This window comes from Paraburkholderia podalyriae (assembly GCF_014397785.1).
Classification (GTDB): Bacteria; Pseudomonadota; Gammaproteobacteria; order Burkholderiales; family Burkholderiaceae; genus Paraburkholderia; species Paraburkholderia podalyriae.
Genome location: NZ_VZQQ01000063.1, coordinates 1 through 21,309 on the forward strand (window position 1 = coordinate 1; position 21,309 = coordinate 21,309).

Genomic DNA, 21,309 nt, shown 5'->3' on the forward strand with positions numbered 1-21,309 from the left:
GTTCGCGTTCAAGCCGTTCTCACGGGCCAACCTGGCGACTGACACCCCTGATTCACAAGCTGCCATCGCCAGGCGACGGCGGAATTCGGGACTATGGTTCGGGCGGCCTTTACGGCTGCCAGGCCTCCGAGTTGGCTCTGACAAAATGGTGTCCACCACTTCGAAAATGATGGACATCACTTTGATGCCGATTCTTGCGCCCGTCTACGACGGCCATCGCGAGCCGCTTACGGTAAAGCCCATCTGAGGTGGGCTGAAAGAAGTGGACGCCGACGTTCCGTAGAATTGAGGAATGAAGGCACTGATCGCATCCCGAAGGCCGTGTACACGAAAGAACCGCCGATGGTTACCGGCATGCTTATCACAGGGATTGGGGATTGGCGCAGGCTTGCTCAATAGCGAGACCACGAAAGTTGGCATGACCGTGGATTCAGAAGGAACGTGCCGGCATGGCTTCGGGGGTGTGCGGCACGACGACACGCTTCACTGGCCTCGTGATTGGTATCGCCGGGCTCGGAGTCGTGCTCTACCTGTCGCTGATAGCAATCATCGATCTCAGCAAGTACACCCAAAAATCACCGCAAATTTGCGTCAAGGAAAAAAGCCAGTCCGAAGACTGGCCACTGTCGCTCAACTGCTTGGAGATCAGGCGGTTCAGAACTTGTGGTACATCCCAAGGCGGAACGCGAGCTGGTGATTGTTGCTGGATGCGTCCCCCGTGACACCATCGAAGATGGCGGCTTGCGTCGCCCCTGCAGCTGCCCTCTGGTATGTACCCATCGCGTAGATCGCCGTACGCTTCGAAAGCGAGTACGTGGTTGTCAGGCTGATCTGGTGGTAGACCGGTACCGTAGAGTTGTAACCGACGTCGCCGTGCGTGTAGTTATATGCACCGCCAACCGACCAGGCAGCCGTCAGGTTGTACCGCCCGAATGCTTCGTAGTTCTGGAACTTGACGGTGGCAAGCGTTCCGTTCGCTTCATCGAACTTCGTATTCGTGTAGTCCAGGCCGAACAGTGCTCTCCCCAGTTCGTAGGTCGCGCCAGCGCCAAACACCTGCTCGTTTTTCGGATTACCCACGTAACTGAACGGGCCGCTTGCACCAATGGCCGCGCCCGTGGTGTTAGCGACAAAATTGCCGTCGACGAAGAGCAACGCGGGGTTCTTGGCGAACTCGTAAGCGCCAGCCACGGTCAGACCGCTGAACGAGTATGTCGCACCTACGCTCCACATGCCGGTCGTGCCGCGGCCCGGTGCATTGGTATTGGTAAAGGCGTACATACCGCCAAACTGGAACCCAGAAAACGTCGGGCTTGCGTACTTGATCGAATTATTGACACGGAACGAATTGTCAGTGTTGTCGATGTCGCCCGCATGAACGATCGGACCACCAAACTGGCCAGGTGCAGTCACCGGCTGCAGGAAGTCCACAACGGAATCGTACTGACGACCCAACGTAGCCGTACCGTAGCTGGCGTGAGTGAGACCGACATAGGCCTGACGACCGAATAAAAGCCCGCCCTGCCGCAACTGGCCATTTTCCAGACTGAAACCATTTTCAAGCTTGAAGATCGCGCTGAGCCCACCTCCAAGGTCTTCCGTGCCGCGCAGCCCCCATCGGCTGCCATAAACACCGTCGTACGTGCCATCGCGCATATGCCACAGAGAATGGCCGCCACTGTTGTTCGTGTAATCGATGCCTTCATCGATTACACCATACAGAGTGACGGAAGATTCAGCGTGCGCCGTCACTGCGGCGAAGAGCGAAGCTACAACCATTGCTATCGAGCGTACTTTTTTCATATGTAATCCTACCTTTATGAGCTGTCGAAGTTTAATTTTTTTGGACGAAAGCTGGCACTTTTCGATTACTGGCTCAACACACTAGACAGCTAGAGTCTTGCCATCACAGCAGAACAGCCAACTCGCCTGTCTGACGTATATACCTACAGATCGGTTTTTTTGACTGTTTAGTCAGTATGCATGAATTGCTCGATTCGTCAAAAATCTTTCCATCCCAGAGAGTGTATTGTTGAATATGTCCAACAGGTCCACTCTCAGGACAACTTGCAACTCATGTTTCGGTCGACGCCATCGACGTTACACAACGTGGCAAAGTTAGATGTCGAGACGTACTTTTACCGAGGCTGGCTTCGCGACGCATGGCAGGCAACGTCCTGCAGGTAACGGTGCGGCCGGTTCAATCAAATAATCGACCTGCCCTTCGAGCAGGCTGCATTCGCAGGTGTTACAGGACCCCGAGCGACACGCCGATTCCGCATATACACCATTCATTTCCGCGAAATCCAGCAAGCTTCCCGAAAAATCGTCCCATTCCACTTCAAGGCCGGACCCTTCGAAAACCACAAGCGCCTCGGTCACTTTGGACTGCACGGCCTGCGATCTTGGAGATAGCACCGTCGCGGGACCAAAGCTCTCGTACCGTATGCGATCGTGACTAACGCCAGCATCAGTTAGCCCGTCGTGGACCATCTGCATGAAGCCGGACGGGCCACAGAGATAGAAGTCGCTGTCCTGCGCAGAAAAGGCCCGTAGCTGATTCGCGGTAACGAGTCCAGAACTATGATGCCGCTGGTCCTCCAGGTCGGCTGCTGTGGGATTTCTGTATATGAAATAACAGGATATTCCCGGCCGGGTCGTTGCAAGACGGCCTACTTCGTCGTGGAATGCATGCAGCGTCCCGTTGTCGCACGCGTGCACAAAGCTGACCTGTCGCGTCGTGTCAGCAAGCACATGCAGCATGCTAATCATTGGTGTGATCCCGACGCCACCACTAAGCAGCACAACCGGCCGATCGCTTGTGGGGTCGAGGTGGAAAGCACCATAAGGTCCCGCGATATCGAGCACCGAGCCGACTGATACACGGTCATGCATGAAAGTTGATACTTTCCCTGCCGGCATTTCCGCGTCCCGGCCTTTTTCATGCTTGATCGTCAAACGATATTTCGAGCGATCCGACGGACTGCTCGAAATTGTGTAGGAGCGGGAAAGTCCCTCGGGAATCCGCACGGTCAAATGCTGTCCCGCGACGAACGAAGGGACCTCGAGCCCGTCTGTCGGGGCGAGAACAAACGAGGATATGAGATCGCACTCGGCAATCTTCTCGATCACCTGATACTTAGAAAACTGAGGCATTTTCCTGACTGAGAACCGATTGCAGGCAATGGAAAAGTTGACGTAGCCCACGACGCGCTACGTCAACCAAGTGAAAGCATCAACACACAACGAGTGCATCAGCGCGTTCGATGACGTCAGGCTTGGGCTGCCAAAGACATCTCGCTCAGGTACCAGTCGATGAACCGCTGGGTCTTCGCCTCGATAGGATCGGCGTAAGGTCCCGGCGTATAGAATCGACTATTCACACCGATCTGGTTTTCTTCGACGATACGTTTGTCAGCGGCCGCAGTAATGCGCCATAGCCACGTCACTTTCTCCTTGTCAAAATCGACGCCCTCTTTTGCGTCGCCCCGGACGAGCCATGTCACGTGGAAATCGGTTTGCGTCACCGATCTTGGCGTGTAACGGAAAATTGCGCCGTAGTCGCTGTACGCGAGGAAGTGGTTTAACTGTCCCACGTACATGATCGTGAACAGTCCGTCATAGCCGCTGGCGTTTCCCATCAGTGGGGCCACCGGCTGCCCGCCATCGCTCGCAGTCAGCGCATTGTTGAACATGCCATGACGCTCGACGAATACTGCTTCTTCTCCACGCGTCTCCCGCTCTGCCCACTTGTCGATCGGCGAAATATCGATCCCGTGTTCGCCGCGCGCCGCTCTCGTCTGCTCAGTAATCTGCTCGGTGTTGGGACGACCTTGCGAATGAACGCGGGAGAATTCAGGATGTGAGGGGCCGCAGTGATAGCATTCCACCTGATTCTCGAGCGCCAGCTTCCAGTTGGCGTCAATCGAGTAGCGCTCCTCGTGGATGACTTTCGCGTCGCCCCAACCAAACTTGCCCGCAGTCGCACTCAGCATTTCCGCAACCACCGAAAACTCACGAGGCTCATCGGACAGGTTCAGGAAAATAAGCCCTTCTGCGACCTCGACATTCACCGGTTTCAGGCCATGACTACCCGAATCAAACTCCGGCGGCATCATGCGAGCATTTCTCAGACTTCCGTCGAGTTTGTAGACCCATGCATGGTACGGACAAACGAGGACCCCGCCATTTGCATGCCCTGACTGTTTCGAGCAGATTCTCGATCCACGATGCCGGCACACATTCGCGTGCGCGTGCACTTCGCCGTTTTCTCCGCGTACTACGATCACAGACTCCGAGTCGAACTCGAATAGAAAGTAGTCGCCTGCTTTCGGGATCGAACTTACATGCCCTACGCAGTGCCATCGGTTCATCAGAAGATTCTCGACCTCCAGACGATAGATCTCAGGGGAGTTGTAGAACGGTTGCTGAAGAGTCAGCCCTGACTGCTGATTCGCCAGCAGTTCGGACAGGTTCTGGCGGAAACCTTGCGACCCTTCGGCTTTAAAGGGTTTCTGAAACATGATCGGTTGATGAGGCATAAGTTGCTACTCCGCGGACAAAACTGAGCTCAAACCTACAATTAAGCAAACCGCTTCAGGTCGGCCGGATCCTGAAGCGTTCAAATCACTGGACGTATCGCGCTTCCCCGACCTTGGCTACGCTTGAATCAACGCCATGCGCCTTCAAAATTTCGATCAATTCGCCGTTTTTCTGCATATCGGCGATATCGGCATTCAGGGCATCTCCCAGACCCGTGTTGCTCTTCGTGTACAGAAAGCCAGACTGCGCGGGCAGCACCGACGACTTGACCCGCTTGTCCGGCTCGGCCGGCAATACCTTCATCCCAGGCATTTCTCCATTTTTCGATGCGATGTTCGCTTGCACGTAGCCGTTCACCGCTGCGTCGATACGGCCTGTCTGAAGATCCTGAATCAGCGCCACCGCGTTCGGATAGAGATTCAACTTGTCGCCGTACAGACTCTTCAAGTCGCTCACCCAAAGATAACCTTGAACGGTTCCGACCTTTTTGCCGTCAAGCTGGCTAAATTTGGTGTAGCCTTCGCGAGAGAAAATGCCAACGAGGTCTGTGTAGACCGGGTTAGACACGCCCATTACCTTGGCGCGGTCCGCTGTGCGATACCAGGCGCTCGAGGAAACATCAGCTTTCCCGCTGAGAACATACTGGATCGAAGCAGACGAGTCCGCTGACGTCGCGTTGACTTGGAGGCACTCTTTCTCGCCGACCTTTCTCAGGATGTCTGCGTCCACACCGACGAATTTACCGTCCTTGTCGACATTATCGAAGGGCGGGTACACCGTCGCTGACACCGTCAGCACGCCTGGGTTGATCGTATCGAACTTGTGCAGGGGTTTGCACGTCTGCGCGCTTGCCGACGCGACGACGACCATACCGACACACGTAGCGAAAAGCTTGGACATAGCGTTATTCATTTCAGGCTCTCTTTTGACCCAATTGAAAAGAAACACATGACGACCCGTCTGATTCGGCCCCGGTAAAATTGATCGCGACCGACATTGCTTTACTTCTTAACTGCACCCGGGCGAAGTGACCTTTCGGCCGGACAGGTACTACTCATCTCCAGCCACTGAAACCCGCCCGAATCAGCAGTCGTGGCTTAGTCTGTAAAAACTGTCGTACTGGTCGTTCAAAAAACTGTCCGATCAGTATGCGCCTTGTGCGCTTTGATCAAAAACATTTTTTGGGGTGGGAAAACCCTCACGCGCTGTTCGGTTGGGCCTTGTCCATGGTGCTCTGCATGTTTCTCGCCACGAACGCTCGGAGCGGTTTTCCAGAAGCGAATCGCAGATAAAAAAACTGGCGCCCCCCGTCAGAGATACGCCAGCCGAAATGAAACGCTCCTGGATGTCATCTGCGCCTACATATTCGGATAGTTCGGACCTCCGCCGCCTTCGGGTGTGACCCACACAATGTTCTGCGTTGGGTCCTTGATGTCGCAGGTCTTGCAGTGAACGCAGTTCTGTGCGTTGATCACGAGCCGCTCGCTGCCGTCGTCGTTCTTGACGAACTCATACACCGCCGCCGGGCAATAGCGCGCCTCCGGCCCGGCATAGGTCTGCCAGTTCACGTTCACCGGCACCGACGGATCTTTCAGCGTCAGATGCGCCGGCTGGTTCTCCTCGTGATTCGTGTTCGAGATGAACACCGAAGACAAACGGTCGAACGTCAGCTTGCCGTCCGGCTTCGGATACGTGATCGGCGTGCACTGCGAAGCCGGCTTGAGCATCTCGTGATCGGAATGCTGGTGATGCAGCGTCCACGGCACGTTGCCACCCAGCAGCTTCTGCTCGATGCCGACCATCAGCGTGCCGAGGTATAGGCCCTTGCTCATCCACTGCTTGAAGTTGCGCGCGCGGTACAGCTCGGTATGCAGCCACGACGTCTTGAAGCTCTCCGGATAGGCCGTGAGTTCGTCGCTGGTGCGCCCAGCCTGCACGGCATCGAACGCGGCTCCGGCGGCCAGCATGCCGGTCTTGATCGCCGCATGCGAGCCCTTGATCCGCGATGCGTTCAGGAAGCCCGCGTCGTCACCCACCAGCGCGCCACCGGGGAACACCAGCTTCGGCAGCGACATCAGGCCACCGGCGGTGATCGCCCGCGCGCCATACGACACGCGCTTGCCGCCTTCGAGCACCGCGCGGATCGCCGGATGCGTCTTGTAGCGCTGGAATTCCTCGAACGGCGACAGATACGGATTCGAATAGCCGAGGCCGACCACGAAGCCGACCACCACCTGGTTGTTGTCCATGTGGTAAAGGAACGAGCCGCCGTAGGTGTGCGTATCGAGCGGCCAGCCGGCGGTGTGGATCACCAGACCCGGCTTGTGTTTCGACGGATCGATTTCCCACAGTTCCTTGATGCCGATGCCGTACACCTGCGGATCGGCGCCGTCGCGCAGCCTGAATTTGTCCGAGAGCTGGCGCCCAAGATGCCCGCGCGCCCCTTCGCAGAACAGCGTGTACTTCGCGTGCAGTTCCATGCCGAGCTGGAAATTCCCGGTCGGCTCACCGTCCTTGCCGATGCCGAGATTGCCGGTCGCGACGCCCTTGACGGAACCATCGTCGTTGTGCAGGATTTCGGCCGCTGCAAAACCAGGGAAAATCTCGACGCCCAGCGCCTCGGCCTGCTGGCCCAGCCAGCGCGTGACGTTCGCGAGGCTGATCACGTAGTTGCCGTGATTCCTGAAGTTGTCCGGCAGCGCCCACTTCGGCACCGATTTCGCGCCCGTTTGGCTCAGGAACAGGAAGCGGTCTTCCGTCACTTCGACGTCTAGCGGCGCACCTTTTTCCTTCCAGTCCGGGATCAGTTCGTTCAGCGCACGCGGGTCCATCACCGCTCCCGAGAGAATATGTGCCCCGATTTCCGAGCCTTTTTCAAGCACGCAGACGCCCAGCGCGACGTTCCTGCCTACTGCCAACTGCTTCAGCTGGATCGCAGCGGACAGGCCTGCTGGCCCACCACCGACGATCACTACGTCATATTCGATCGATTCACGCACCTTCGGCGCTCTGTCAGCCATGTCTTCACGACCTATCCTGCTTTTCAGCCTAAAAACGCCTTCTGCCGATGTTGCTATGCAGAAGATGCATTGCTTCCATGAGCACCTGCCGTGGGCACGTGCCTCTCGTATTGCATTACCAGAGGTGGGACTGGCGCGGTGAGTGGATCAGTTTTCAACAGCGTTGGCGGGTAGATGCACAGAACCCTCCGTCGTGTCGGAAGAATACGTATGCGAATGAACCGGAAGACACCTTTGCCTCAACGCACACATACCGCCATCGTCCGGATCGGCGTGCGCGAAACGCGTCACCTTTACCCGATCCATTAAAGCTGGATCCAGCCACTTTTCAACGAGCGCTCTCAGCGATTTGTCGCGTGACTTCGTGACGGGTTTCCTCCGATCTGCTCTGGCTTCTGCCACAGCGCTTCTGTCCTACGCTAGGCCAGCGCGCTGGTCAGCTCCGGCGCGACCGCGAACAGATCGCCGACAAGGCCGTAATCCGCGACGCTGAAGATCGGCGCTTCTTCGTCCTTGTTGATCGCGACGATGACCTTCGAGTCCTTCATGCCTGCCAGATGCTGGATCGCGCCCGAGATACCAACCGCGATGTACAGCTGTGGCGCGACGATCTTGCCGGTCTGACCGACCTGATAGTCGTTGGGTACGAAGCCCGCGTCCACTGCCGCACGCGATGCACCCAGCGCCGCGCTGAGCTTGTCGGCTAACGGCTCCAGCACCTTCGTGTAGTTCTCGCCGCTACCCAGACCACGGCCACCCGAAACGATGATCTTCGCCGACGTCAGTTCAGGACGATCCAGCTTCGTCACTTCGCGGCTGACGAACTGCGAGATGCCCGCGTCCGCGGCGGCTTCGATCTTCTCCACCGTCGCGCTGCCGCCTTCGGCTGCAACCGGATCGAAGCCCGTTGAACGCACTGTGATGACCTTGATGGGATCAGCCGATTGCACGATCGCAATCGCGTTGCCCGCGTAGATCGGGCGCATGAACGTATCGGCGCTATCAACAGCGGTGACGTCGCTGATCTGCGCGACGTCGAGCTTTGCAGCGATACGCGGCGCGATGTTCTTGCCGTAAGCCGTAGCCGGCGCGAGGATGTGCGAGTAGTCCTTCGCGACATTCAGCACCGTCGCCTCGACGTTTTCCGCGAGGCCTTCGGCCAGTTGCGGCGCATCGGCCAGCAGTACCTTTGCGACGCCTGCCACCTTCGCAGCCGCATCAGCCGCGCCTTGCGCGTTGTGACCCGCGATCAGCACATGAACGTCGCCGCCGATCTTCTGCGCGGCAGCCACCGTATTCAGCGTCGCTGCCTTGAGCGCCGCGTTGTCGTGTTCAGCAATTACCAGAATCGTCATTTCATTCGTCTCCGTGTGCCCGTAAAAATCAAAGCACCTTGGCTTCCGTCTTGAGCTTCTCGACCAGCGTCTTCACGTCGGCCACCTTCACGCCAGCCGAGCGCTTCGGCGGCTCGCTGAGCTTCAGCGTCTTCAGACGCGGCCTGACATCGACGCTCAGATCCTCCGGTTTCATGGTTTCGAGGGGCTTCTTCTTCGCCTTCATGATGTTCGGCAGCGTCACGTAACGTGGCTCGTTCAGGCGCAGATCGGTCGTGACGACTGCAGGCAGCGTCAGCGACAGCGTTTCCGCGCCGCCATCCACTTCACGCGACACCGTCGCCTTGCCATCGGCAACTACAACTTTCGATGCAAACGTCGCTTGCGGCAGACCTGCCAGCGCGGCCAGCATCTGACCGGTCTGGCTCGAATCGTCGTCGATGGCCTGCTTGCCGAGAATCACGAGCTGCGGCTGTTCCTTGTCGACCACCGCCTTCAGCAGCTTCGCGACAGCCAGCGGCTGCAGGTCCTCATTCGATTCGATCAGGATCGCGCGGTCCGCGCCGATCGCCAGCGCCGTGCGCAGCGTTTCCTGACATTGCGTCACACCTGCCGACACGGCGATCACTTCCGTCGCCACGCCCGCTTCCTTCAGACGCACTGCTTCCTCAACCGCGATTTCGTCGAACGGATTCATCGACATCTTCACATTCGCAAGGTCGACACCCGTGTTGTCCGACTTCACGCGGACCTTCACGTTGTAATCAACTACTCTTTTCACCGGAACTAGAATTTTCATAGAACACCTGAGTTGCAGTTGGCGTGTCTCGCTACCCAGACACGCCAGTTGTTTCTTCAAGACGTGCGGTTACTTCATCGCCGCAACGATGATCTTGGCCGCGTTATGTCCCGGGACACCGGTAACACCGCCGCCAGGGTGGGTGGATGCTCCGCACTGGAAGAGATTTTTAATCGGCGTTCGATAGTCGGCATAATGAGCGATCGGCCGGCGGAAAAACACCTGATCCAGGCTGAGCTCGCCATGGTGAACGTGTCCTCCCGGCAACGCGAAAATGCGCTCGATGTCAGGTGGTGCGAGCACTTGACGATGCAACACGTTTTCGCGGAAGCCCGGCGCGTACCTTTCAATCTGCGACATCACGATATCGAAGAGGCGGTCATGCGCCGCATCATCCCAAGTGCCCTCTTTCAAGCGATATGGAACGTGCCCGCCGAGGATGCTGACCGTATGCATCCCTTCCGGGGCTGCACTACGGTCCACCGCACTCGGAGTGAGAATCCACATATACGGACGCTGCGCCATCTCTCCATGCCCCGCCGCTTCGAAGGCGCGTTGTAGCTCCTCAAGATTTTCGGCAATCGTGATAGACCCCGGCGGAGTTGAAATCCCTCTTTGCTGCAACGCAGTCCATTGGGGCAGCGCCTTGGTTGCGAGGTTGATCTTGAAGCATGAAGAGTCGGTACGGATGCGATTGACTGCGTCGTAGACTTCGTCGGGGACTACGTTCCGATCAAGCAGGCGATGGAAAAGAACCTTAGACGCCGTGTTGCTCACGACAGCGCGGGCCTTCACGGTTTCACCTCCGACCAGCCTGACACCTTTAGCCGTACCGTTTTCAACGATCACGCGTTCTACTTCCGCGTTCTCCCGTACGACGACACCACGATCGACCGCGCAGCGTTTCAAGGCCTGGGTGATGCTCCCCATTCCGCCTTCGACAAGTCCACCGGGACCTGCGGCGGTGTTCGGATCACGCAGGAAAGGGCGCGAAAGGACGTATGCAGAGCCGGGGCTCTTCGGGCCGATGTTGCCGCCGCTTCCGGATGCGTAACAGCCGAAGATCGTCAGCACTTCAGGACTCGAAAACCAGCGTTTCAGATAGTCATACGCGCTCAGTGTTAGAAGATCCCAAAGGTCGTAGAAACGGACACCAATCTTCCGGAAGCGCCAGGCGAACGACAACGCCTTCAGGATATCCGAAGCTTTGCCTGTCGTCGGATCCACCGGAATCTCGAACAGGAGTTTGCGCAGTTCAACAACGAGCGCTTCCATATGCGCAACGTAGCGGGGATACGCTTCGGCATCCGCAGGAGAGAACTTCGCAAGTTCCTCACACATCCGCTTCGTCTCCGGCCAGAAAACGATGCTAGTCCCATTCGAAAACGGCTGAAAGCCGGGTGCGGTTTCGAGCACCTTGACGCCGTAGCGCCGCAGTTCAAGATCCAGCATGATCTTTGGCTGCAAAAGGGACATCCAGTAGGAGGCCACCGAAAGATGAAATCCGGGCCACAACTCCTCAGTCACCGCGGCGCCACCAATCACCGGGCGTCGCTCCAGCACGCTTACCTTCAGGCCTGCCTCAGCCAGATACGCTGAACAGACCAGCCCGTTATGCCCGCCCCCGACGATCACTACATCAAAATCGGCCATACCTTTTTCCTGTTAAAAAGCGTGCGTGATCAGAAACAAACTGTCCGCCCGACTGGTACGACAAAAGGAAGACAAGACACAACAGACCGCCGACCTCTCTGCCGCCCGTCGCACCTGACCTGGCTACTCCGTCATCGGACGCCATGATCACCTGCGTCGTTCTTCGAGGGCCAGACTGGCGTAGCGTCCGGATGCCACAGTCGGTGAAAGGACGTCCGCAGCACACGTCCGATCCGGCGTAGCCGTTTCGCAAACCTTACTTGTACTATCAGGATTAAAAAACTGACCACCAAGTATATATCGCCAAATTTTCGTCACGCAAGGGGCGATGCTCCCCGGTGAAATCAAGCGTGCGATGTAAACCGTTCAGTCGGGGAGTTCGACAGGCTGGGCGGGCGCCGCGCGGCGAATGTATCGGGAAAGAGAAAGAGCATGGCAAGCCCTGACACGCAAAGGACAGGTCGCCAGTCATTGCGCCGCCGGGGCGGAGTGCCCCGGCGGAAGGATCAGGCCTTCACAGCCCGAGATTGGGATTTACCCTGAGATGCCTTCTGGATCTTCGACGAGGCAGGCTCCAGATAACCGTCAGTCAGCATCGAAACACAATGGTCAGCAATTGTTGCCGCGGGCAAAGGGCCGCTCTCCTTGTACCAGGTGTAAAGCCAGTTGCACATTCCGAGAATTGCCCGAACGGCGACTGCAGTGGGAATGGGCCGAAACACGCCCTCGTCCACTCCGCGCTGATACACGCCCTCAATGATTGCATCATATTCGCGCTTGCGTCCAAGGATGATCTTCTGCTGCTTCTCGGTCAGTTCACTCTCGTCGCGATAGTAGATCGCAGTCCATTCGCGGCTCTCCATCACGTGGGTTGCGTGTGCGCGAATGATCCGGCTCATCGCCTCCTGCGGCGGTAGTTCGGCCTCGATTATCGACGAAATGCTCGCGAAATAAGCGTCGTAAATCCGTGAAAACACCTGCCAGAGGATCTCGTTCTTGCTTTTGAAGTAGTAATAGACCACCGATTTCGTGTACCCGAGATTGGACGCGATATCGTCAATGGTCACGGCACGAAACCCTCGTGCCGCAAATAGTGTTACTGCCGACGACAATATCTCTTCCTGAACGTACGCCTGCTTCCGAGCCTTCAGTTCTTCTCGCTTGTCCTGTTTCAAGTGTGCATCCTCGTCCGGGCGCAAAAATAGCGCAGACATAGTTGATCGGTTGGAGTTGCCAGGCATCCGGGCAAACCAGATCCACCAGCAACCATAATTTGATTGTCATTTTTTTTGACTAGCAAGTCAACAAAGTAGAACAAATCGTCGCGGTAGGTCAACCTCAAAATTTGACCCACTGGACAATTATCATTCCGGCTAGTACATTTTCGCGACCGATAAGGTTTTATCGTTGTGCCGACCACGTAAATGGGGTCGAATGTCTAAATGGGATACAGATATGTCTAACGAACACAAGCCGGCGTGGCAAAGCTCCGTGAGCGTCGTCAGCGACGCAAATGTTCTGATCCGAGGCTACGATCTTGGCGAGATCATCGGCAAACTGTCGTTTTCCTCAGCCAGCTTTCTTTTGATTCGAGGGAAGCTTCCGACGCCGGGCGAAACGGCAGTGATGGATGCGATATTGTGCGCTGTTCTGGATTACGCACTGAAGAAGCCGGGTACGGTCGCGGCACGCTACTGCGTGTCAGGCAATCCTTCGATGGTTGCAGGTCTCGCAACCGCCGTGCTGTCTGCCGGGGAATATACGTTGGCTCCCGACCAGGCAGGTGCATTTGTTGCGAACACGTATGCCGAATTCAAGAAGGGCTCGGAGACGATGGATGTGGCGGCCGACAACCTCGTCGTTTCATTGCGAGCAAATGGCCAGCGAGTACCTGGCTTCGGCCACCCGAATTTCAAGTTCCAGGATCCGCGCGCGCAAAAACTCAAGACGATCGCGTCGGAGAATGGCGTTTGGGGTGAAATGTGTGACTGGTACGAGGCAGTCCATGCCGCTTTCATCCGTCGCGCAAACAAGCCGGATCTTGCCATCAATGACGTTGGCATGATGGCCGCGATCCTCGCTCAGATGGCTTTCACGCCGGCAGAAATGACCGGGCTCGCATTGATTTCTACCATGCCGGGTGTCGTAGCGCACATCTCGGAGGAATTGAGCAGCAAGATCCGCATTCGGACCGTTGATGACCAGGACGTTGCGTACACAGTCGAGAAGCGTGATCTGGTTGGGGACTTCTCCGCAATCAGCTAGCTAACGGCAGAATCGCTCGCTGTACAAGAAGAGAGGGGGGCGTCTCGCAACGCCCCCCTCTCTTTTAGAGTTCGGCTAGCATTGCTCTCAGGAATCAGTCTCCGAAGTAATAAGGATCGCCGGTTCGGCGATCCTTTCTATCTTCAATTCCAGGTTTCAGTATCCGCCATACAAGCCTCGCGTCAATGTCTGCATTATGCGGAATGCCGGATCTCCAGAGCGGCCTCGCCCATCGTCATGAACTTCACATCGCTTTTCGACTGCATGTAAGCGATAAGTTGCTCCAGCATCTTTACACGCGGACCTCGGCCAATGATTTCGGGATGATTGGTTAGCGTAAAAACCCCCTCTTCCTCATTCGCTGTGTCAAACTCTCCCTTCCACAACGAAAGCACATCCTCCGTCAGTCGAAGCCCTTGGTTGATCGGCTTCGTCACGAATTGGAAGTACGGAAAGTCGTCCAGTTCCCATGCCACTGGAAACTCCAGCACGTCGCTGTCTGTCCCGAACTGGAACATTTCTGCACTCATTACGTCGCCCTTGCGTGCAAAGAAGGGCTTGAAGTCACCAGCCATCAGGCTGCTGTCGTAGATCAAACCCGCCTCTTCCAAAAGCGCGATTGTGTTCTCGCTCAAATCCCAGGCTGGCGACCGGTATCCGACGGGGCGTTTCCCGGTGATGTCCGCGAGGATCGCAATGCTTTCGTGTAGCGCGGAGCGTTCTTCATCCAGCGACAGACCCACCGGCGTTTCGTGAATCAGTCCGTGCACGCCTACCTCGTGGCCTGTGTCGACAAGACGTCGGGTCAGTTGAGGGAAAGTCCTCGCTGTGTGCGCAGGTACGAAGAACGTTGCCTTGACACCCCGCCGATCCAGCATCTCGAGGATACGCGGCATACCAACCGTCGCACCATACTCTCCTCGTGACAGTGGCGTCGGCGTGACCTGCTTGAACGTGCTCATCCAGATCGCAAGGGCATCAAAATCGAAGCTGAGAATGGCAGTAGTCATGATGGCAACCCCAAAGTGTCGGCATCTGCGCCCTCCATGATTCGGCGCGCAATGACCAGCTTGTTGATGTCATTCGTGCCTTCTCCAACAAGATAAAGCGGGGCTTCGCGGTAGATGCGCTCGATCGCGAACTCGTTGATGTAGCCGTATCCACCATGTATGCGCAGAGAGTCCTGCGCGATCTGCGCGCAAGCTTCACTCGCGAAGAGTTTGGCCATCGCGGAGAGCATGTCAGCTCGCTCTCCGGCCTGCTTCTTGCGCGCAGCCTCAGCCGTCAGCAACCGCGCCGCCACGAGTCTCGTGGCCATTTCTGCCAGACGCAGTTGCACTGCCTGGTGATGGTCAATGGTGACGCCGAAAGCTTTTCGTTCACTCGCGTAACGCGTTGCCTCTTCCAGAGCAGCAGCCCCTAGTCCCACCGCGCTGGCCGCAATGGCGATGCGGCCGATTTCAAGGCTGTCGAGCAGGTGCCTCATGCCAAGTCCCTCCTGCGTACCAAGCAGAGCCGATTTCGGGAGCTCAGCATCCTCGATCCGGATCTCTACCGTGTCCACTAGCCCGAAGCCCATCTTATGGAACGTGCTGCCAACCAAAACGCCGACGGTCTTTTTTTCAACCACCAGAAGACTGAGCTTCGGCTTGCCCGTCGACTCGTCTTTACCCGTGCGTGCCAGAGTCAGCAGGATCGTAGCCTTCTCTCCGTTCGTGACGAAGATCTTGTCCCCGCGAACCCGGTACGTTCCACCTTCAGACACGGCAACTGTCGAAATCGATTGGAGATCCGAACCGGCACCTGGTTCTGTCAGACAGAGACATCCTCGCTCGGCGCCTGTGGCCATACCCGGCAGGTATCGCTGACGTTGCTGCTCGGTCCCATGCGTGGAAATAGCGTAGGCCACCGTCGCGTGACTGTTGATATAGGCCGCCAAGGTTGTCCAGCCGGCTGCGAGTACTTCCATCACTGATGCAAAGACGGGTAAGCGCAACGCGAGGCCTCCGTACTGCTCAGGTACCGCAAGTCCGAAAAGACCCAGTTCCTTTATGCCCTGCAAAAGTTCAGTCGGGAAAAGCTGTTCCCGCTCGAGCCTTGCGACCTGCGGCCGTACTTCCTTCGAGACGAATCGCCGTACTGCCTCCACTACCGCCAGTTCGTCATCCGAGAATCCGAGAGTGTCCATTTACGTTGCCGTCCATCCGCCATCAATTGCAATTGCCTGACCCGTAATGTAGCTTGCCGCATCCGACGCGAGGAAAACCGCGACGTCGGCGACTTCCTGCGGCTTGCCACGCCGGCGAGCCGGAATCGTGCGTTTGTATGCGTCGGGGTCCGAGCCCACGCCCCGATTCATGTTTACCGCGTGCTCGCCAAGAATCGCGCCGGAATTCTTGCGAACGTCTGTTTCGATTGCTCCCGGACAGATTGCATTGACGGTGACTCCGAGCTCTGAGTAGTCGCACGCGATCTGGCGCGTTAGTCCCACTACGCCAAATTTCGCCGCGGTGTACGAAGCCCCATCCGCAGCACCACGCAACCCGCCGACCGAGGACGTGTTGATGATCCGCCCACCGGTGCCCTGTTCAATCATCTGGCGAAGCGCGGCGCGGCAACCGAAGTAACATCCCTTCAGATTGATATCAATGATCTGGTTCCAGAGACCTTCTTTGGTGTCCATCAGACTCGCGGAACCGTCATACACGCCCGCGTTATTGATCATGATGTCAAGCTTGCCAAAGCGCGATACGGCCTCTTTCACCAGACTTTCGACCTGCGATTCGCTGCGCACATCCGTCTTAACGAAAACGGTTGGGCTTCCCGCATTCAGCTCTTCAGCAACGCGCTTCCCCTCTTCCTCAAGGATGCCACCGATCACCAGTTTCACGCCCAGCGCCGATAACGTCCGCGAGATGGCCAGACCGATACCACTCTCACCACCCGTGATAACGGCGACCCGATTCTTCAGATCTGTCATGAATATCCTCCACATGGCTGCGGCCGATCGGTTTGTGCAATCAACTGATCCCGCAAAATTAGACCCGTCAAATTAAATTTTAGACCCGCTGGTCAGTATGCTCCAATCGATCAAAAAATCAAAATCATTTCACCCGGGTTGCCATTGGCTGGGCGCGCAGAAGGAGCACATGCTCGCGCCAGCCGCCGGCGTTGGCAACCATAGTCACAGTTCTTGACACACATGGATCGGTTGCGAAGGCAGCCCGACTCAAGAATTGAGTGCTGTCGCAGATTGGCGGCGGACTGCGGATTTCCTCGACGCCTCGCCGGTTTCGGCAACAAAGCCGCTCATCAGCATCGTCACGAAGTGTTCCGCGATGTCAGCGGCCGACAAACGCCCGTCAGGCCTGAACCAGGTCGACAACGAATTGCACATGCCAATAATTGCGCGCACGGCGACACCGGTAGGGATTTTTCGAAACCGATTCTCAGCAACACCGTCAGCGTAGATCGCAGAGATCCGCACGCCATACTCGCGCTTGCGATCTGCCATCTGCTGACGCTGATGTTCGTTCAGTTCAGTTTCGTCACGCCAATAAATCGCGTTCCACTCCGGGCGCTCCATGACATGCAATGCATGATCCAGTATTAGCCGCCTGAGCGTCTCCTCTGGTCCTAGCCCCAATTCAGTGACAGATGTGATCATCTGGAAATACTCATCGTAGTTCCGCAAAAAAATCTGCCAGAGAATCTCGCTCTTGCTCTTGAAGTAGTAGTAGACGACGGACTTGGTGTAACCAAGGCTTGAAGCAATGTCGTCGATCGTCACCGCGCGGAATCCGCGACGGGCGAACAGACTCACCGCAGACATCAGGATTTCGTCCTGCACGTACGCCTGCTTCCGGGCTTTCAGTTCTTCGCGACGATTGATCATCTTCATATCTCCCTGTGTTCCGGCATCACAACGCGACTGGCGCGTGCGTTGGCTATGGATTGGCACAGCCTTCGGCGCCTTCAGACGGGAATAGATCTTCGGCTCGACGTCTGACTACCTCCGGGAGCGGAATGCTCTTGCGGCTCGAAAGATCGAAGTATACTGAGGTCATTAGCACATCTGCCGCGACGTTGCCCGTGAGAGCGAGAAGACTGTGCTGGGTGCGCAAGGACGTATGCCCGCAACGTAGAACCCGGCTTTCAACTCGGAACAGGTCACCAACCCTAAGTTCGCCGCGAAAGTCGATTTCGTAGCGAACATCGGCCCACCCTTGTCGCTTGGTGCTCCGCCATTCCGGGTCATAGCCCAGTTCAACGACCGTGTGCCACATTGCCTGATCGAAAGCAGCCACATAATATTGAACCGTCATATGGCCCATCGCGTCCGACTGGCTCGGGTAGACAACTCCGCGGAAGGTATCGAGTGCGCCGACCGGCCGGCTCTCTTGCGCCACACTCATGATTGAGTAAAGACTTTGCTCAGCGTCGGCACGGCATCTTTCCACGCTCGACGCGTATCGCGCGATACATCTTGATAGTGGCCTGCGTCCGGACGCGTGTAGTACCCGGTTCGTCCAATCTGATAGGCACCCGCCTTATGAAGATCGGCCATACTTTCGGCCATCTTCAACGCCATCAGGTTCGGGTTCAGGATGGGTACGACCGCAGTGTCGCCGCCCTTCATCAAGTGCTGCTGATAACATGCGGCGATGATCGTGCAGTTGAGAATGATGCACTCTGCACGGGTCTTCTCAACGCACGAAGCGGCCACCGAGATCACGTCCTTAGCGACGGCATCGGGATTCTTGATCATGTCCCGGATATACCAGTCAATAACCTCGAAGCCGCGAATATTGCCATCGAGCCCCGTCGTACGAGCGTATTCCTGCATGTACTCACACGCTTTGCGGTGATCAGTTACTACGGCCGACGATTTGCCGAAGAACGGCGCGAACTGCAAGGATGCTTCCATTGGACCAACAACCGGAATGTTGACGACTTCACGCCCGACTCTGACTGCGGGGTCATAGCAGCATCCCGAGATGACCGCGTCGAAGCCTTTTTCCTCAGCGTCCTGGATTGCCTCAAGGAGAGCGAGTTCCATCAGATGCTTGGGATAGAAATAGTCGGGGTCGGCCGGACACCCTTCGAGGTGCGAAATCGTCAGCTCGGTATCTGCAGCCGCGTAGTGTAAGAGCGTTTCATGAATCAGTTCGTCATACGCGCGAGTGCCGAAGGGATTGATGAAGTTGATGCGACGTGTCATTCTCATTCCAGATGGAAGTGCGTGTTTGGTTCGATGCTGATCTCAAGCGCGGTCTGTCAAGACTGCAATCGCTCATATAGATCAGGCCGCCGGTCTGTAAGCTGTCGAACCTCTGCACGCGAACGCGATAGCCGCAGTACTTCGAGGTCCAGCGTGGCGTTCAGAAGGTCCTCACCCTCCGCACCGACCGCGTATGTGCCGTCGCCGATCTTGAACCGGTTGTCGATCGGACATGCCACGAATGCACGACCGGTTAGCAGTGACGTGTAGTCGTTAGGAATATCCATCGGACCGACGAGCGTCGAAACACAGACGAACATCTGGTTTTCCAGCGCCCGTGCATGCGCGCTATGCCAGACCCGCCAAGTGCCACGATCCTCCGTCAGTGATGGGACAAGCAGAACTTCCACGCCTTCTCTCACAAGATATTGCGTCAGTTCCGGAAACTGGACGTCGTAACAGACAAATAGACCGCACTTCACGCCCCACACATCAAACGACATCAGCGCGTCGCCTCCATGGGTCTGGATAGCCCGCTCCCCACGAGTCATATGCAGTTTGTCCTGTCGCAGGATCTCGCCATCCGGCATGAACACAAACGCACTGTTCCGTGCGACGCCGTCTTCCTCATGCCAGAATGATGCACCGGCAATTGCCAGGCCGTGCTTGCCGGCTAGTGCCGACATCATTTGCTTGTAGGCGCCAAACATCGGTGTGAGCACTTTGCGATAAAACGCTCCCACTCCTGCGTTGTCGACTCTGGATGCGTCCGGATCTGTCCAGAGGAGCCCGGTCGAAACCAACTCCGGAAGCAGCAGGATTCGACTACCCGCAGAGGCAGCCTGCCTGGCGAGTGTCTCGACATGATTGCCCAACGCCGCGAGCGTCGGATACCGTCTTGTCCCGAAAGATGCGATTGAAACTGGCAGAAGTGCGCTCATTGGCGGGCCTCCATCCAGTGCGCAAGGAGCGCGTTTTTGTCGACCTTCCCCGTTGCGCCGAGAGGAAGCGCTGACATTGGTACAAAGAACGCTGGAATCTTGAAGTCAGCCAGCTTGCCGGCGCAGTGCGCCTTCAGCACTTCATCTGGCGGGAGATAGCCTGACCGCGGAACAATGTATGCCGCAACAAGCTGACCGAATTTCTCATCCGGCACGCCGATCACTGCAACGCTGCCGATTGCTTCGTGCGTTCCCAGCACCTGCTCCACTTCGGCAGGAGCGATGTTTGCTCCTCCCCGGATGATCAGATCCTTGCTACGCCCGGTCAAATAGTAGAAGCCAGCCGAGTCACGGTATCCGAGGTCTCCTGTGCGGATGAGATCGCCACAAAACAGTTCCCGGGTAAGAGCCTCATTTTTCAGGTACCCGAGCGTTGCCGATGGTCCCCGGACATAGACCTCCCCTGTCACACCTTCAGCAACCTCGCGCCCGTCCGCGTCGACGATCTTCAGTTGCACACCCGGCGCGGCCTTGCCGATCGCTCCTTCCGGCACGGGTGTCGTATCATTCCAGAACCGCCCGAACACGGGACGAGTCTCGGTCAGAGAGTAATAATCCTCGATCTCCTTGTTGAACCGAAGCGCGAAACGTCGGCGAAGATCTTTCGACAGCGGCGCGCCTGCCGATATCAGCAATCGCATGAATGACAAGTCGATTTCCAGCGAGTTCTGTTCCGCGTACTCAAGCATCATGGCGAACATTGTCGGAACGCCCTGGAAAATCGTCGCCCTATGCTGCTGGAGCGCGTCGAGTACATCGCGCGGATGGAATCGCCGAAGCACGACCGCTTTGCCTCCAGACTGCAGCGTCGCGCCAGTTGCCGTGGAAAGTCCATAGTGATATCCCAGCGGCAACGCGATGACATTCACGTCGTCCGGCCCCATTCCCCACATCTCGATCAGCGAGGCATTGCCCGCGACTTCGGCCGCCTGATTGAGCGCTACTCCTTTCGGGCGACCGGTTGAACCCGACGTGTACACCATCAGGAAGAGACCACTTTCGTTCCCGAGTTCGGAGACAGGAAGGCGATCGACATTCGATGGGTTAGTCGCCATGAAATCGTCAAGCAGGAGACCTGGTGTCTTCACGTCCTGATTGAGGGCTGCCTCCGCGACCTCTCTCATCCGCTCGTCGTAAATCAGCACCGTCGCTTCTGCGTGGTCGATGATGTAGGCAATTTCAGATACGCTAAGACTCGAATTGACAGGAACGAATTGCCCTCCAAGCTTCGCAACGGCGTAATAGACCAGCATCTGTTCGATGCGGTTTTCGGTCAGAACGGCAACCGCCTTGCCGCCGTCGAAGCCCCGCTCCTTCAACCGCGCTACCGTTCGCGCGATTTCATCCACCAGTTCCGCATACGAAAATGAGTTCGTCGTTCCCACCAGGGCAGCGTGTTTGCCGCCGCGCACAGCCTGCTTTTCAATGTCCGTGTTGATCATCCGCTCTAGCCTCTATGCCTGACACCACCTTC

At 57.0% G+C, this 21,309-nt stretch carries 19 protein-coding genes; 2 read left to right on the forward strand and 17 right to left on the reverse strand.

All coding sequences use genetic code 11. The annotated features are described in order from the left end of the window. On the forward strand, positions 1-247 hold a 247-nt coding region (locus F6X42_RS46100), incomplete at its 5' end, for a hypothetical protein (protein ID WP_222945839.1). Positions 248-654: 407 nt separating this feature from the next. Here the strand turns inward: F6X42_RS46100 and F6X42_RS35295 are convergent. From F6X42_RS35295 to F6X42_RS35335, 9 genes are all read right to left on the reverse strand, one after another. Then, positions 655-1,803 carry a porin gene (locus F6X42_RS35295; protein WP_187638585.1) on the reverse strand — a complete coding sequence of 383 codons (1,149 nt, stop codon included), beginning with the start codon at positions 1,801-1,803 and terminating at the stop codon, positions 655-657. A gap of 315 nt (positions 1,804-2,118) precedes the next feature. Next, positions 2,119-3,207 carry an FAD-binding oxidoreductase gene (locus F6X42_RS35300; protein ID WP_187638586.1) on the reverse strand — a complete coding sequence of 363 codons (1,089 nt, stop codon included), beginning with the start codon at positions 3,205-3,207 and terminating at the stop codon, positions 2,119-2,121. 65 nt (positions 3,208-3,272) lie between these two features. Beyond that, positions 3,273-4,541, reverse strand: a complete 1,269-nt coding sequence (locus tag F6X42_RS35305) for an aromatic ring-hydroxylating oxygenase subunit alpha (protein ID WP_187638587.1) — start codon at positions 4,539-4,541, stop codon at positions 3,273-3,275. A gap of 85 nt (positions 4,542-4,626) precedes the next feature. Continuing rightward, positions 4,627-5,442 carry a substrate-binding periplasmic protein gene (locus F6X42_RS35310; protein WP_222945840.1) on the reverse strand — a complete coding sequence of 272 codons (816 nt, stop codon included), beginning with the start codon at positions 5,440-5,442 and terminating at the stop codon, positions 4,627-4,629. A gap of 458 nt (positions 5,443-5,900) precedes the next feature. Continuing rightward, complete coding sequence (locus F6X42_RS35315) at positions 5,901-7,562, reverse strand: electron transfer flavoprotein-ubiquinone oxidoreductase (protein WP_187638589.1); 1,662 nt, start codon at positions 7,560-7,562, stop codon at positions 5,901-5,903. Positions 7,563-7,981: 419 nt separating this feature from the next. Continuing rightward, complete coding sequence (locus F6X42_RS35320) at positions 7,982-8,917, reverse strand: electron transfer flavoprotein subunit alpha/FixB family protein (RefSeq protein WP_187638590.1); 936 nt, start codon at positions 8,915-8,917, stop codon at positions 7,982-7,984. A gap of 28 nt (positions 8,918-8,945) precedes the next feature. Beyond that, positions 8,946-9,695, reverse strand: coding sequence for an electron transfer flavoprotein subunit beta/FixA family protein (locus F6X42_RS35325; RefSeq protein ID WP_187638591.1), 750 nt, complete (start codon positions 9,693-9,695; stop codon positions 8,946-8,948). Between the two features lie 69 nt (positions 9,696-9,764). Next, entirely contained in the window at positions 9,765-11,348 is a 1,584-nt protein-coding gene (locus tag F6X42_RS35330) for a phytoene desaturase family protein (RefSeq protein ID WP_187638592.1), read from the reverse strand. 506 nt (positions 11,349-11,854) lie between these two features. Then, complete coding sequence (locus F6X42_RS35335) at positions 11,855-12,523, reverse strand: TetR/AcrR family transcriptional regulator (protein ID WP_246530377.1); 669 nt, start codon at positions 12,521-12,523, stop codon at positions 11,855-11,857. 280 nt (positions 12,524-12,803) lie between these two features. Here F6X42_RS35335 and F6X42_RS35340 point away from each other — a divergent pair, with 280 nt between their 5' ends. Continuing rightward, positions 12,804-13,613 carry a citryl-CoA lyase gene (locus tag F6X42_RS35340; protein ID WP_187638594.1) on the forward strand — a complete coding sequence of 270 codons (810 nt, stop codon included), beginning with the start codon at positions 12,804-12,806 and terminating at the stop codon, positions 13,611-13,613. 194 nt (positions 13,614-13,807) lie between these two features. On the opposite strand, the gene F6X42_RS35345 is transcribed toward F6X42_RS35340, so the two are convergent. From F6X42_RS35345 to F6X42_RS35380, 8 genes are all read right to left on the reverse strand, one after another. Next, a complete protein-coding gene (locus tag F6X42_RS35345; protein ID WP_187638595.1) occupies positions 13,808-14,623 on the reverse strand; it encodes a polysaccharide deacetylase family protein in 816 nt (271 codons plus the stop codon). Continuing rightward, positions 14,620-15,801, reverse strand: coding sequence for an acyl-CoA dehydrogenase family protein (locus tag F6X42_RS35350; RefSeq protein ID WP_187638596.1), 1,182 nt, complete (start codon positions 15,799-15,801; stop codon positions 14,620-14,622). Before F6X42_RS35350 ends, F6X42_RS35345 begins: the two co-directional genes overlap by 4 nt. Further along, positions 15,802-16,593 (reverse strand): SDR family NAD(P)-dependent oxidoreductase, encoded by a 792-nt coding sequence (locus F6X42_RS35355; RefSeq protein ID WP_187638597.1) that lies wholly within the window; start codon positions 16,591-16,593, stop codon positions 15,802-15,804. It abuts the gene before it with no gap. Positions 16,594-16,842: 249 nt separating this feature from the next. Then, complete coding sequence (locus F6X42_RS35360) at positions 16,843-17,514, reverse strand: TetR/AcrR family transcriptional regulator (RefSeq protein WP_187638598.1); 672 nt, start codon at positions 17,512-17,514, stop codon at positions 16,843-16,845. Between the two features lie 46 nt (positions 17,515-17,560). After that, entirely contained in the window at positions 17,561-18,028 is a 468-nt protein-coding gene (locus tag F6X42_RS35365) for an acyl-CoA thioesterase (RefSeq protein ID WP_187638599.1), read from the reverse strand. Further along, positions 18,025-18,834, reverse strand: a complete 810-nt coding sequence (locus tag F6X42_RS35370) for an aspartate/glutamate racemase family protein (RefSeq protein ID WP_187638600.1) — start codon at positions 18,832-18,834, stop codon at positions 18,025-18,027. Before F6X42_RS35370 ends, F6X42_RS35365 begins: the two co-directional genes overlap by 4 nt. A gap of 56 nt (positions 18,835-18,890) precedes the next feature. Beyond that, a complete protein-coding gene (locus F6X42_RS35375; protein ID WP_187638601.1) occupies positions 18,891-19,775 on the reverse strand; it encodes a nitrilase-related carbon-nitrogen hydrolase in 885 nt (294 codons plus the stop codon). Next, on the reverse strand, positions 19,772-21,277 hold the full coding sequence (locus tag F6X42_RS35380) for a class I adenylate-forming enzyme family protein (protein ID WP_187638602.1): 1,506 nt from the start codon (positions 21,275-21,277) through the stop codon (positions 19,772-19,774). The genes F6X42_RS35375 and F6X42_RS35380 overlap by 4 nt, the downstream gene beginning before the upstream one ends. Positions 21,278-21,309 lie beyond the last annotated feature (32 nt).

Excerpts from the sequence above, each read along its gene's own strand:
- F6X42_RS35295 (WP_187638585.1), bottom strand. The coding sequence starts at position 1,803 with ATGAAAAAAGTACGCTCGATAGCAATGGTTGTAGCTTCGCTCTTCGCC.
- F6X42_RS35305 (WP_187638587.1), bottom strand. The coding sequence starts at position 4,541 with ATGCCTCATCAACCGATCATGTTTCAGAAACCCTTTAAAGCCGAAGGG.
- F6X42_RS35310 (WP_222945840.1), bottom strand. The coding sequence starts at position 5,442 with ATGTCCAAGCTTTTCGCTACGTGTGTCGGTATGGTCGTCGTCGCGTCG.
- F6X42_RS35315 (WP_187638589.1), bottom strand. The coding sequence starts at position 7,562 with ATGGCTGACAGAGCGCCGAAGGTGCGTGAATCGATCGAATATGACGTA.
- F6X42_RS35320 (WP_187638590.1), bottom strand. The coding sequence starts at position 8,917 with ATGACGATTCTGGTAATTGCTGAACACGACAACGCGGCGCTCAAGGCA.
- F6X42_RS35325 (WP_187638591.1), bottom strand. The coding sequence starts at position 9,695 with ATGAAAATTCTAGTTCCGGTGAAAAGAGTAGTTGATTACAACGTGAAG.
- F6X42_RS35330 (WP_187638592.1), bottom strand. The coding sequence starts at position 11,348 with ATGGCCGATTTTGATGTAGTGATCGTCGGGGGCGGGCATAACGGGCTG.
- F6X42_RS35340 (WP_187638594.1), top strand. The coding sequence starts at position 12,804 with ATGTCTAACGAACACAAGCCGGCGTGGCAAAGCTCCGTGAGCGTCGTC.
- F6X42_RS35345 (WP_187638595.1), bottom strand. The coding sequence starts at position 14,623 with ATGACTACTGCCATTCTCAGCTTCGATTTTGATGCCCTTGCGATCTGG.
- F6X42_RS35350 (WP_187638596.1), bottom strand. The coding sequence starts at position 15,801 with ATGGACACTCTCGGATTCTCGGATGACGAACTGGCGGTAGTGGAGGCA.
- F6X42_RS35355 (WP_187638597.1), bottom strand. The coding sequence starts at position 16,593 with ATGACAGATCTGAAGAATCGGGTCGCCGTTATCACGGGTGGTGAGAGT.
- F6X42_RS35360 (WP_187638598.1), bottom strand. The coding sequence starts at position 17,514 with ATGAAGATGATCAATCGTCGCGAAGAACTGAAAGCCCGGAAGCAGGCG.
- F6X42_RS35365 (WP_187638599.1), bottom strand. The coding sequence starts at position 18,028 with ATGAGTGTGGCGCAAGAGAGCCGGCCGGTCGGCGCACTCGATACCTTC.
- F6X42_RS35370 (WP_187638600.1), bottom strand. The coding sequence starts at position 18,834 with ATGACACGTCGCATCAACTTCATCAATCCCTTCGGCACTCGCGCGTAT.
- F6X42_RS35375 (WP_187638601.1), bottom strand. The coding sequence starts at position 19,775 with ATGAGCGCACTTCTGCCAGTTTCAATCGCATCTTTCGGGACAAGACGG.
- F6X42_RS35380 (WP_187638602.1), bottom strand. The coding sequence starts at position 21,277 with ATGATCAACACGGACATTGAAAAGCAGGCTGTGCGCGGCGGCAAACAC.